Here is an 11999-nt window from a genome sequence, read left to right as displayed (position 1 = left end):
ATGACTAATTTTGATAAAGCAGATTTATTGACCGCGATAATTACGCCCTTTAATAAAGAAGGAAAAGTTGATTATCCCGGACTGAAAAAATTGACAGAACATTTAATTAATACGGGCAGCAATGGTTTTGTGATTGGTGGCACCACTGGGGAAACGGCAACCATGACCCATGATGAAAAAATAGAACTATATACTAAGTTTGCTCAAATAATTGCAGGACGAGTACCTGTAATTGCGGGCACGGGCAGTAATAATACTGAACAGACAGTTGCATTTACTCAAGAAGTAGGGCAAATTCCCGGCATTGATATGGCACTGGTAGTAGCACCTTACTATAACAAGCCGGATCAAAGAGGCATTATAGCCCACTTTGAAAAGGCGGCTGAAAATTCGCCTGTACCAATCATTATTTATAACATTCCAGGTCGGACTGGAATTAAGATTAGCAAAGAAACTTTGGTTAGTCTGTCGCATAATCCTAAAATTGCTGGTGTTAAGCAATGTGCGGAGTTAGAAGACTTAGAATATATTGTTGAACACGCAGCAAAAGATTTTTTGGTATATACGGGCGAAGACTTGCAGTCTTTAACTGCTAAAGTTTTAGGAGCAAAAGGAGTGATTTCGGTAGCTTCTCATGTTTATGGCTCGGCCATGCGTGAAATGTATAATGATTTAGATCAGGGTAAAGTAGCTGCAGCAGGAAAATTGCAAAGACGACTAATGCCGAAGATGCAAGCCTTGTTCATGTATCCTTCACCATCTCCAGTTAAAGCCGTCCTAAATGCACAAGGCTTACCAGCTGGTGGCTGCCGGCTACCTATTGTGGACTTAAATGAAGCAGAAAAGCGGCAATTAGCTGTTCATTTAGGTTTAGCTGATTCGGCTTTATTACATAAACTGCCGTTAGAATTAGGAGTATAATATGGAAAAAATTTTAGTAGCTGGAGCTACAGGATCTATGGGCAAGCAAACTGTCCAGTTGGTAGAAAAATTACCTGATTGTCAATTGGTAGCAGTTTTGGCACCAACGGCATCTAAAAGTTCAGAATTTGGAGCTTCAGTTAAATGCTTTGACAATTTGACTGCTGTCGATATTGATGCCGATATTTGGATTGATTTTACCACCCCACAAGCCGTTTATGAAAATACTAAATTTGCTTTAAAGCACCATATGCACCCCATTGTGGGAACAAGTGGTTTAACCCCAGATCAAACAAAAAAGCTGCAAGCAATTGCACAAAAAGAAAAAATTGGTGGCATTATTGCTCCAAATTTTGGGTTGTCGGCTGTCTTATTAATGAAGTTTGCACAAGAAGCGGCCCGTTATTTTCCAGATGCAGAAGTCATTGAAATGCATCATGCTGATAAAAGGGATGCACCTAGTGCTACGGCTATTGCTACCGCCAAAGTGATTGCAGAAAACCGCAATTCAGAAAATTGTTCTCAAACTGCGAATGATTCTGCAGCTCGCGGTGCTGATTATGATGGCGTCCCTGTTCATTCCATTCGCTTGCCAGGATACGTAGCTCACGAACAAGTGCTTTTTGGCGGTCCCGGAGAAGCTTTAACTATCAGACAAGATTCATTTTCTCGTTCTTCATTTATGCAGGGCGTGAAAGTGGCCTTGAGTCGGGTAATGGATTTACCAGATTTAATGGTCGGTTTAGACCAGATTTTATAATTTATAAGGAGAACAAAAATGCCACAATTAGCTACTGATTTAACTTCAATTATTCATACACCATTAGAAAAAATCCCTCCTTCTGGTATACGTGCTTTTGCCCAAAAAGTTGAGGACATTCCAGATTTAATAAAATTAACCTTAGGAGAACCTGATTTAAATACACCTGAACATGTCAAAAAAGCAGCTGCTCAGAGTATTTTAGATAATGATTCACATTACTCTGCTCAAAAAGGAACACCCAGATTACGCAAAGCCATTAGCAATTTTTTACAGCGCAAGCAGGGCTTAACTTATGATCCTGACAGCGAAATTGTAGTTACAGTGGGTGCAACTGAAGCTATAGCCGCAACAATGCTGGCTTTGTTTCAACCGGGGGATGAAATTATTGTACCTACTCCTTCTTATGCCCTTTATTTTCCATTAATTCAATACACTAAAGCTGAGTTGGTTGCTATTAATACAGCAGAAACAAATTTTGTGTTAACTCCCGAAGATTTGGAAAAGACACTGGATGAGCACCCTCATGCTAAAGCAATTTTACTGAATTATCCTACTAATCCAACTGGCAGGGAATGTCCCAGTTCTGTTTTAGAGCAAATAGCACCGATCATTAAAGAGCATCATCTTTATGTAATTTCTGACGAAATATACGGTGAGCTGACTTATAACTTTAATCACGTATCGATTGCGCATTATTTACCCGATCGTACACTACTAATTAATGGCTTGTCCAAGTCCCATGCGATGACCGGTTACCGTTTGGGTTATGTGACTGGACCGGCCGCTTTAATTAGCTTAATTGCAAAAATGCATGCATTCTTAGTTACAGCTCCATCAAATCCGGCGCAAGCAGCGGCTGCTGAGGCCTTAGAAAATGGTGATCAGGATCCGGTCGCAGTGCGACCAGTTTACCAAAAACGGCGTGACTATATTGTTGATGCATTAAACAAAATGGGTTTAGAAACTCATGCCAGTGAGGGCGCATTTTATGTTTTTGCCAAAATACCGGCAAGTTATGGTAAGGATGATGAAGCCTTCGCACTGGATTTGGCTCATAAAGCCAAAGTTGGTGGCACTCCGGGTAATGCTTTTGGCCCTGGCGGAGAAGGCTATATTCGCTTTTCTTATGCTGCCAGTGACGAAAATCTACATACTGCGATGAGTCGAATCCAAAAGTTTTTAGCAGAAAAGGGTGAAATTTGATGAGAGAATACTCAGTTGCAATTTTGGGTGCTACAGGTGCAGTAGGTCAACGTTTAATTAGTGAGCTGGAAAAAGCAGCAATTCCAGTCAAGCAAGTTAAGTTGCTGGCTTCCAAGCGTTCAGCAGGCAAGAAGTTACAATTCAAAGGGCAAGAAATTACAGTTGAAGAGGCACAACCTGAATCATTCACTGGCGTTGACTTGGTTTTATCATCTGCTGGCGGTGCTGTTTCAAAAAAATTGTTGCCTGAAGCTGTAAAAAGGGGGGCAGTGTGTGTAGATAATACTAGTGCTTTCCGTATGAATGATGATGTTCCATTAATTGTTCCTGGAGTTAACGATGACCAATTAGTTAGTCATCATGGCATCATTGCTAATCCTAATTGCTCGACTATTCAGATGGTAGCTGCACTTTATCCACTCCACATCAAGTGGGGTATTAAGCAAATCATCGTTTCAACTTACCAGGCTGTTTCTGGCGCTGGCAAAGCGGCTTGGGATGAACTACTGCAACAAGCACAAGATAGGCTGAATAATCAACCAACTGAAGCCAAAATTTTGCCAACTGCGTCTGCTAAAAAGCATTACCCCATGGCGTTTAACCTATTGCCTCAGATTGATGTTTTTGAAGATGATGGCTATACGCATGAAGAATGGAAAATGATTCATGAAACTAAAAAAATTTTGTTTAATGATCAGGATTCAAAGCAAATAAAAGTTACTGCTACTTGTGTTCGTGTGCCAGTTGAAATTGGTCATGGTGAAACGGTTTATTTCACCTTAAAAGATCAGTCAGCGACTGCTGCTGAAATAAAGCAGGAAATTGAGCGGACTCCCGGGTTAGTTTTACAAGACGATCCGCAAAGCCAAATTTATCCGCAACCGCTTTTAGCAGCAGGCAAAAAAGAGACTTTCGTTGGCCGTATTCGTCCAGACCAAGAAAATCCTGGTGCGTTCAATATGTGGGTAGTTGCTGATAACTTATTAAGGGGCGCTGCCAGCAATACCGTGGAAATTGCAGAGTGTTTAGTCAGAGATAATTTGGTGCGTGTCCCTGATAAGTAATGTTTTTGTTAATAAATAAGCCAAACTTTGGGCTGTTCAATATTTAATATAAAAATTAACTCTTTTAAACTGATTTAATTCAGTTTAAAAGAGTTTTTTTGTTTAATGTTCGTAATGCTCTTGATAATACACGTATGTCAATCTTAAGCACTTTCATTAGTTGAAAAATACAAACCATTTAATGAACAATGATAAGTTTTATTCGTATTTGATGTTGACAGCAGATTAAAAATTAGATAACCTAATATACAAAGCGGAGGTAATATATGAATCGCAAAACAGCAGTATGGTTGTTAATTCCTGCATTCTTGGGAGTATTGGTATTCACTTTTTTCCCCTTAATTCAAATTGCAATACCAACATTCCAAAGTAAAAGTGGCTTCTTTTCACTTTATACGCAATTTTTAAAAAGTTCTTTTAATTGGGCAGTCATTGGACGTAGTTTTCTAATAGCAATTGTAACGGTGATTGTTGTTTTGATCCTTGGAGTGCCTATCTCTATCTGGGTAGGAAGACAAAAAACAGTAGTTAGACAAATACTAAATTTGCTAATCCTTTTTCCCATGTTAACCAATGCAGTTGTAAGAAACTTTGCCTGGATTATTATTTTGGGACATGATGGAATCGTCAATAAAACTTTGCTGGCATTGCATCTAATTAAGTCACCGCTAAATATACTTTACACTAATACCTCTATTATTATTGGTTCAGTTTACTTGTTTTTACCAATTATGATTAATTCATTAATTGGCAGCGTGGCTGAATTAAATGTGGAGATTGAAGAAGCTGCAGCCGTTCTTGGTTCCAGTCCTTGGCGAACATTATTTAAGGTGATCATTCCTCAATTAACTACTGGCATTTTAACTGGCTGCATTTTAGTTTTTGCCGGAACAATGACAGCCTATACTACCCCAGAAATTCTTGGTGGCAACCGCCATCTGGTAATGGCGACTTTGATTTATCAGCAAGCAATGACGTTGGGCAATTGGCAAAATGCCAGCGTTATCTCATTAATTTTAATTGTTATTTCTGCTCTTTCAATGTGGCTCATGAGGAAGCTTAGCCAACATTTAGATCGGAGGCCAATTAATGCTTGATCGTAAAAATAAAACTCTGACTGTGATTTCGATTATTATTTTGGCCTTAATCATGTTGCCACTAATTTTAGTCGTAATTACATCCTTTAATACGCAAAGCTCAATCTCATTACCAATTACTGGCTTTACCCTTTCTTGGTACAGCAATATTTTCCAACAGCCTGATTTTATTGCAGGTTTTGAATCAAGTTTAATTGTAGCTTTAATTGCCAGCATTTCGGCTTTAGTTATTGGCATTCCTGCTGTCTACGCCTTGACGCGTTACAACATTCATCATGCTGCTTGGTTTCAATCGTTTTTCCTCAGTCCGACTTTAATTCCTGAAATTGTTATTGGCTTTGCGCTCTATCAAGCCGCAGTTATTACTATGAGAATTCCGGTATTTATTGGCTTGATTGTCGGACATTTTCTTTTGTGTTTACCGTATGTCATTCGTTTAATTACAGCCAGCATGCTGCTAATGGACAGTCATATTGAAGAAGCGGGTTGGATTTGTGGCTGTTCTCGTAAAAAAGGATTTTTTCTGATTGTTTTGCCAAATATTAAGGCCAGTATCATTGCTGCGTTTATGATGTGTTTCATCAATTCCTTCAACAACATTCCAGTTTCTTTATTCATGAGCGGTCCTTCTTTAACCATGTTGCCACCGGCAATTTTAAATTATTTGCAAAATAATTATGACCCTACTGTATCAGCAATTTCTGTGCTTTTGATGATCTTTACAGCACTCATGATGTTCTTGGTTGAAAAAGCGATTGGTATTAAAAATATTACAAAGTAGAGGAGTAGGGCAGTGGCAAATTTAGAAGTACAAAATTTAGCAAAATCATACGATGGCAAAACTAACGTTTTAAAAGATATTTCTTTTGCTGTCAATAACGGTGAGTTGGTTTCAATTCTTGGTCCTTCTGGCTGTGGTAAAACGACTACACTAAGAATTATTGCTGGTTTAATTCCAGAAACTGCTGGACAAGTTTTAGTTAACGGTAAAGATATTACCAAAGTGCCAGTTTATAAGAGAAATTTCGGAATGGTTTTTCAAAGCTATGCACTTTTTCCCCATATGAATGTTTTTGATAACGTTGCTTTTGGACTGAAAATGCGCAAGCTTGACAAAAGTGCCATCAAGAAAGAAGTGACTGAAATGCTGGCAACTACTGGTTTAAGTCAACTGGCTCAACAATTTCCAGCGCAGCTTTCTGGAGGGCAGCAACAAAGAGTTTCGTTAGCAAGGGCCCTGGTTACCAATCCTGAATTGCTATTAATGGATGAGCCTTTAAGCAACCTTGATGCAAAATTGCGGCTGAAAATGCGGGAAGAAATTCGTGACTTGCAGCAAAAACTTAAAATGACAGTACTGTTTGTAACACATGATCAGCAAGAATGTTTCGCAATTTCCGACAAGGTTTTAATTATGAAACAGGGACGCATTGATCAGTTTGATACGCCACAGAATATTTTTCATCATCCTCGGACAGAATATGTTGCCCGTTTTATTGGCTATGACAATTTTATTACTGTCACTGCTGCTAATCGTCAGGATGACCATCATATCAAAGTAGACGATACAGTTTTGAATACGGTTGAACCAAATCAAAATGCAAAAGTGCTAACTATTCGTCCGGAAAACATCCACTTGAATTTAGCGGATGCTTCTGAAAATACATTTGCCGGTACAATCATGAGTCGTGAATATTTAGGACAAAGTTTTAAGTATGCCATTCATTCAGCTATTGGGGACTTTCAAGTTGAGGAAGCACGGCAAAAGATGCGCAGCTCAGGAGAAGAAGTAACGCTAACTCTTCCTGCTAAACATCTTCATCCGTTATCAGAATAATCATTCTTTAGAAAGGTTTTGTTATGAAATTTAAAAAAGCTTGTTTGTTAGCAGCTAGTTTTGTCATTGCCGGTACAACTTTGGCGACTTCAGCTTGCTCGTCTAATGCTGGCAGCGGTAAACTGACAGTTTCTACTTTTGGCTTGGCAACTAAACAGATGCGCTCCGACGTGCTTGATCCGTATGCTAAGAAAAACAATGTTAAGGTGTCTACACAGTTTGGGGATAGCTCAACTCGCCTAACGCAGATTGAGCACAATTCTAATTCACCTGTAGATGTCATTGAATTGGCACAAAACAATGCAATTACAGGAGCCAAAAAGAAACTCTTTAAAAAATTGGATTTCTCCAAACTCAAGAACTTCAAGTATTTATCCGCTGACCAGCAAAAGCTGGCAAAAGACACTAATACTGTTCCGTATACTGTTAACAGTTTTGGCATTATTTATAATCCGAAAAAGGTTCACATTAAAAGTTGGGATGACTTATGGTCTAAGAACTTAAAGGGCAAGATTGCAATTCCTGATATTGTAACAACTTTTGGTCCTGCAATGCTCTATGTGGCAGGGGACCATGCTAAAGTCAGCGTAACAAAGGATGATGGCAAGGCTGCCTTCAAAGCGTTAAAGCAGTTAAAGCCGAACGTTGTTAAAACATATTCTCAAAGTTCAGATTTAAGCAATATGTTTAAAACGGGAGAAATTACCGCAGCGGTTGTAGGTGATTTTTCAATCAGCATGCTGCAGGCCACTAATCCTAGTTTGAAGTATCTGGTGCCAGCCTCAGGAACATATGCTAACTACGATAATATTGCAATCTTGAAAAACAGTAAGAATACTCAAGCGGCATATAAGTATATTGACTTTCGTATAAGTGAAGCTAACCAAAAGAAAGTTGCCAGTGCAAAATCTCTTAATAATGCACCGGTTAATTCACAAGTAAAATTGACTGCTGCTGAAGCTGCCAATAAAACATATGGTGCAATTGCACAAAGAGCAAAAACTATTGACTTTTATTACGTGAACAAGCAGATGCCTTCATGGATCAGTCAATGGAATAAAATTATGAACCAATAATTATCAAAAAAGAACTTGCCTTCATTAATAAGGCAAGTATGATTTTCGGAAAGGTCTATTATGAAAATTAAAAAAGTATGTTTAATGGCAGCAAGTTTAATTGTTGCGGGAGCAGCTATTGCTACTTCAGCTTGTTCTTCTAAAGCAAACGGTGGCAAGTTGGTTGTTTCTACGTTTGGCATCTTGACTAAGCAAATGAGATCAGATGTACTCAATCCCTTTGCCAAGAAAAATAACGTTAAAATTTCCGCACAATTTACTGCAGATACAACTACAAGCTTAACTCAAATTGAGCATAATCCTAATTCTTCAGTTGACGTGATTGAAGTGGCACAAAAGAATGCTTATGCTGGTGCGAAAAAGAAGTTATATAAAAAAGTAGATTTTTCTAAAATCAAAGATTTTAAATATTTATCCAGTAGTGAACAAAAGCTGGCTAAAGACACAGGTACCGTTCCTTATACTGTTAACAGCGTAGGTATAATTTATAATCCTAAAAAAGTTCATATTACAGAATGGGATCAACTGTGGTCTAAAAAGTTAAAGGGCAAGATTGCAATTCCTGATATCGTAACAACTTTTGGTCCTGCAATGCTGTATATTGCGGGTCGCCATGCTAAAGTCGATGTCCCAAGCGACGGTGGTAAGGCGGCTTTCAAGGCTATGAAAGAATTGAAGCCTAATGTGGTTAAGACATACGACCAAAGTTCAGATTTAACCAATATGTTCAAAACAGGTGAAATCAGCGTGGCCGTTGTTGGTGACTATGCTATCAGCATGTTGCAGGCTACTAATCCAGGCCTTAAATACATTGTTCCAGCATCAGGCACATATTCTAACAGCAACGTTGTTGCCATTTTAAAGAATAGCAAGAATACAGATGCTGCTTATAAGTATATTAATTTTAGACTAAGTGAAGCTATTCAAAAGAGATGTGCCAGTGCAAAATCACTTAATAACGCCCCAGTTAACACGCAAGTTAAGTTAACACCGGCTGAAGCTGCTAATAAGACTTACGGGGATGTGGCAAAACGCGCAAAGAGCATGAATTTCTTCTATGTTAATAGCCATTTGTCTTCTTGGGTTAATCAATGGAATAAAATTATGAATCGGTAAATAGTAATTAAAAATGAAGGGTTGGAATATTTCAACTCTTTCGTTGTTTATGGGGGAGAAAAATGACACAAGTTGATCTTTTGATAAAAAATGGCCATGTTTTTAATGTTTTTTTACGTAAATTTGTTGATACTCAAGTTACAGTCAAAAATGGCAAATTCTATTGGGTTAACCAAGATTTACCCGGAATTAGGGCTAAAAAGACAATTAATCTCAAAGGTAAGTATCTAATCCCAGGATTTGTTGATGCTCACATGCATATTGATTCATCCATGACTACTCCTGCGATTATGGGACAAACAATTTTAAAATACGGTACAACAACGATTATTGCTGACGATCACGAAGTAACAAATGTTGCTGGTATCAAGGGACTAAAAAATTTCATTGCAGAGCCGTCACCGATTGATATTTTCTTTGGTATTCCATCGTCGGTTCCATCAACGAACCCAGATATGGAAACAACAGGTGGCAAAATTGGCGTGAAAGAAGTACAAGAGCTGCTTAAAGATCCGCGCTTTATTTGTTTAGGCGAAGTGATGAACTTTAAGGATATGACTTCTCCGCATAAAACCTTGATCAAAGATATTATCAAAGTTTGTCGTGAGGAAAAACCAACAATGCCTCTTGAAGGTCATGTGCCAGCATATGCTGGTGAAGATCTGGCTAAAGTTATTTATGCTGGAGTTACTACTGACCATACGGAACAGACAGCTGCCTTAGTTAATGAAAAAGTTCCTAATGGCATGTTTGTCGAGGTGCAACTGAAATCAATGTTGCAGGAAGTAATTGATACGATCATTAAGAACAATTACTTTAACCACATTGCCCTGGTAACTGATGATTCTATGCCTGATACCTTGCTTCATGGCCACTTGAACTATTTGGTGAAAAAAGCAATCAAAATGGGGATGACACCTGAAGAAGCTATTTACATAGCTACTTATACACCAGCTCGCCATATGGGATTATGGGATAGAGGTGCAATTGCTCCCGGCCGAGTAGCTGATTTTGTTATCCTCGATGATCTGCATGATTTGTCAATAGCAGCTGTTTATAAAAATGGAATTAATGCAGCAGATATCAAAGAGCAGACAGGCTACCAATTTTTGCCAGAGTTGCGTCACTCAGTTAATGCTCCTAAATTATTACCTGATGACTTTGTGGTTAAAACAGATTTGGTCGCAAACGGAGAAGTATTGGCAAATATTATTCAACTTAATCCTGTGGGTACTTTTACTAACCATATTCAAGAAAAACTTGAGGTAAAAGATCACATAGTTCAATGGCAAAAAGCCGGTTTGGCACTGATTATGGTGCAAGACCGTTATAGCGGCAGCGGACATTTTAGTCTTGGCTTCGTTGACCGTGGTATTATAAAAGACGGTGCGGTAGGAGCGACTTGGGCTCATGATCACCACAACATAATGATCATGGGTACGAATACTGCTGCAATGCTCAAGATTCAGAATCAACTGGTTGAACAGCAGGGTGGCTATATTGCAGCAAAGGGTGATAAAATAGTTGCTAATGCAAAATTAGCTATTGGCGGTGTTGCCAGTGACCAACCAATGTCTGTTTTAGGCACAGAAATAGGCAAGGTGCGCAAAACACTGCAGGAGCTAGGGTATAAAAATCCTAACGAGATTATGTCATTTTCTACTTTGTCTTTACTGGTTTCACCAACCATTAAAATTTCAGATAAGGGTATATTTGAGGTCAAAAGTCAGAAAAAGATTCCACTTTTTGAAGAAATTAGGTAGAGAATGAGAAATTAATTAAATAATGACCAAAAAATCTGCTAGTCAGATATTGTGAGATTTCACAATATAAACTAACAGATTTTTTCGTACTTAAGAAGTGAAGACGTTTATTTCTTTAACCATTCTTTTACTATAGCCTTATATTGAGCCAAAGTAATTGCGCCATCTTCTCCTTCATTAGTTGCGTTAAAAGCATCAGCAGCACCATATGGAGTTTGCGTCATATGAGCCATGCCCATTACGCGATGTCCCTTATTTAATAAGTTGGTATAGTGTCCTGCCATTCTATAACCGTTTGTTCCTAAGACAGCTTGATGATATACAGGGTCTTCCCAATTAGGAGTGAATTCATAGGGCGCAAGGCTAGGGTTTTTCTTTACGTCCCATTCCCAGTCAACTTTTTCAGTCATCCAGTTGCTAATTGGCTCAGCACCGGCAGAAAGATTTTCCAGGTTGAAATGATAGCCGTAAAAGCCCGGATGGTTTAAGGAACCCTGTTTTTGATAATCTGCATCAATCATGGAAATGGCTGTAGAAGTTGGGGAAATTTTTAGCGCACCAACTCCAGCTCTTTTTCTTTCCTTGTTTGCATTAGCAAGACTTTGAAGGGAAGCTTTAATATTAACGTTGCTGGTAGCATCATCTTTGCCACCTAACTTGACATAAGTATTGAACCATGATGGTGCACCTTTTTGCGCTTGACTATCAATTTTGCCTGTTCTAAGTAAAGTCGCTGCTTTTTGTGCTTCCTGTCTTTGGGCAGTGGTTAGCGAACTATCATTTGCCATAAAATCCATCAAACTTGCCCCGTTTTTAGCAGGCCTATTTTTTGGTGTTTTGACTATATTGAGCGGTAAACCATCGTAGTAGTGGATGTATTTATTTTTACCGATACGATAATATTTATAACCTTTAATCTTTTTAACAGAAGTATAATAAAGACTTTTGCTCTTTTTATATACTTTTTTGGTTTTCTTGCCCTTATGATCATAGACATATGTTTTGCTGTACACAAATATTTGATGTTTAGCAGCAGATACTGGTTGTGGACTACTAAATGAACCAGTACCTAGTAATACTAAAATACTGGCAATCATTGCAATAAGACTTTTTTTCTTCATTGCTTCTCCCTTCATAAAATAATAAAACTTATTAGCCA

The 11999-nt window shown here is 38.4% G+C and carries 11 protein-coding genes; 10 read left to right on the top strand and 1 reads right to left on the bottom strand.

From position 1 onward, the window contains the following. The 10 genes from dapA to F5ESL0261_RS09610 all read left to right on the top strand — a co-directional run bounded on the left by dapA (window position 1) and on the right by F5ESL0261_RS09610 (window position 10840). The gene (dapA, locus tag F5ESL0261_RS09655; protein ID WP_122053085.1) at window positions 1-921 is read left to right on the top strand and encodes a 4-hydroxy-tetrahydrodipicolinate synthase; all 921 of its coding nucleotides are present in this window, start codon (window positions 1-3) and stop codon (window positions 919-921) included. Between the two features lies 1 nt (window position 922). Then, window positions 923-1681 (top strand): 4-hydroxy-tetrahydrodipicolinate reductase, encoded by a 759-nt coding sequence (gene dapB, locus F5ESL0261_RS09650; RefSeq protein WP_122053084.1) that lies wholly within the window; start codon window positions 923-925, stop codon window positions 1679-1681. Between the two features lie 18 nt (window positions 1682-1699). Next, the gene (locus tag F5ESL0261_RS09645) at window positions 1700-2887 is read left to right on the top strand and encodes an aminotransferase class I/II-fold pyridoxal phosphate-dependent enzyme (protein ID WP_122053083.1); all 1188 of its coding nucleotides are present in this window, start codon (window positions 1700-1702) and stop codon (window positions 2885-2887) included. Next, on the top strand, window positions 2884-3951 hold the full coding sequence (locus F5ESL0261_RS09640; protein ID WP_199699953.1) for an aspartate-semialdehyde dehydrogenase: 1068 nt from the start codon (window positions 2884-2886) through the stop codon (window positions 3949-3951). Before F5ESL0261_RS09645 ends, F5ESL0261_RS09640 begins: the two co-directional genes overlap by 4 nt. Before the next feature lie 266 nt (window positions 3952-4217). Continuing rightward, window positions 4218-5048 carry an ABC transporter permease gene (locus F5ESL0261_RS09635; RefSeq protein WP_122053081.1) on the top strand — a complete coding sequence of 277 codons (831 nt, stop codon included), beginning with the start codon at window positions 4218-4220 and terminating at the stop codon, window positions 5046-5048. Then, a complete protein-coding gene (locus tag F5ESL0261_RS09630; RefSeq protein WP_045928780.1) occupies window positions 5041-5829 on the top strand; it encodes an ABC transporter permease in 789 nt (262 codons plus the stop codon). The genes F5ESL0261_RS09635 and F5ESL0261_RS09630 overlap by 8 nt, the downstream gene beginning before the upstream one ends. Before the next feature lie 12 nt (window positions 5830-5841). Continuing rightward, window positions 5842-6885, top strand: a complete 1044-nt coding sequence (locus F5ESL0261_RS09625; RefSeq protein ID WP_122053080.1) for an ABC transporter ATP-binding protein — start codon at window positions 5842-5844, stop codon at window positions 6883-6885. A 23-nt stretch (window positions 6886-6908) separates the two neighbouring features. Next, a complete protein-coding gene (locus F5ESL0261_RS09620; protein WP_109586886.1) occupies window positions 6909-7961 on the top strand; it encodes a PotD/PotF family extracellular solute-binding protein in 1053 nt (350 codons plus the stop codon). A gap of 60 nt (window positions 7962-8021) precedes the next feature. Beyond that, window positions 8022-9077 carry an ABC transporter substrate-binding protein gene (locus F5ESL0261_RS09615; RefSeq protein WP_122053079.1) on the top strand — a complete coding sequence of 352 codons (1056 nt, stop codon included), beginning with the start codon at window positions 8022-8024 and terminating at the stop codon, window positions 9075-9077. Window positions 9078-9139: 62 nt separating this feature from the next. After that, entirely contained in the window at window positions 9140-10840 is a 1701-nt protein-coding gene (locus F5ESL0261_RS09610) for an adenine deaminase C-terminal domain-containing protein (protein WP_122053078.1), read from the top strand. Between the two features lie 107 nt (window positions 10841-10947). On the opposite strand, the gene F5ESL0261_RS09605 is transcribed toward F5ESL0261_RS09610, so the two are convergent. Next, window positions 10948-11961: an SLAP domain-containing protein gene (locus F5ESL0261_RS09605; protein ID WP_122053077.1), complete on the bottom strand. Its 1014-nt coding sequence runs from the start codon at window positions 11959-11961 to the stop codon at window positions 10948-10950. Window positions 11962-11999: the final 38 nt, after the last annotated feature.

It is taken from the genome of Lactobacillus sp. ESL0261 (genome assembly GCF_003693025.1).
GTDB lineage: Bacteria > Bacillota > Bacilli > Lactobacillales > Lactobacillaceae > Lactobacillus > Lactobacillus kullabergensis.
The sequence above is the reverse complement of the archived record's forward strand: the minus strand, read 5'-3'. Positions and strand labels throughout refer to the sequence as shown.

Bases quoted from the DNA above. Each gene is read 5' to 3' on its own strand.
- dapB (WP_122053084.1), top strand. From the start codon at position 923: ATGGAAAAAATTTTAGTAGCTGGAGCTACAGGATCTATGGGCAAGCAA.
- F5ESL0261_RS09610 (WP_122053078.1), top strand. From the start codon at position 9,140: ATGACACAAGTTGATCTTTTGATAAAAAATGGCCATGTTTTTAATGTT.
- F5ESL0261_RS09620 (WP_109586886.1), top strand. From the start codon at position 6,909: ATGAAATTTAAAAAAGCTTGTTTGTTAGCAGCTAGTTTTGTCATTGCC.
- F5ESL0261_RS09645 (WP_122053083.1), top strand. From the start codon at position 1,700: ATGCCACAATTAGCTACTGATTTAACTTCAATTATTCATACACCATTA.
- dapA (WP_122053085.1), top strand. From the start codon at position 1: ATGACTAATTTTGATAAAGCAGATTTATTGACCGCGATAATTACGCCC.
- F5ESL0261_RS09615 (WP_122053079.1), top strand. From the start codon at position 8,022: ATGAAAATTAAAAAAGTATGTTTAATGGCAGCAAGTTTAATTGTTGCG.
- F5ESL0261_RS09630 (WP_045928780.1), top strand. From the start codon at position 5,041: ATGCTTGATCGTAAAAATAAAACTCTGACTGTGATTTCGATTATTATT.
- F5ESL0261_RS09605 (WP_122053077.1), bottom strand. From the start codon at position 11,961: ATGAAGAAAAAAAGTCTTATTGCAATGATTGCCAGTATTTTAGTATTA.
- F5ESL0261_RS09635 (WP_122053081.1), top strand. From the start codon at position 4,218: ATGAATCGCAAAACAGCAGTATGGTTGTTAATTCCTGCATTCTTGGGA.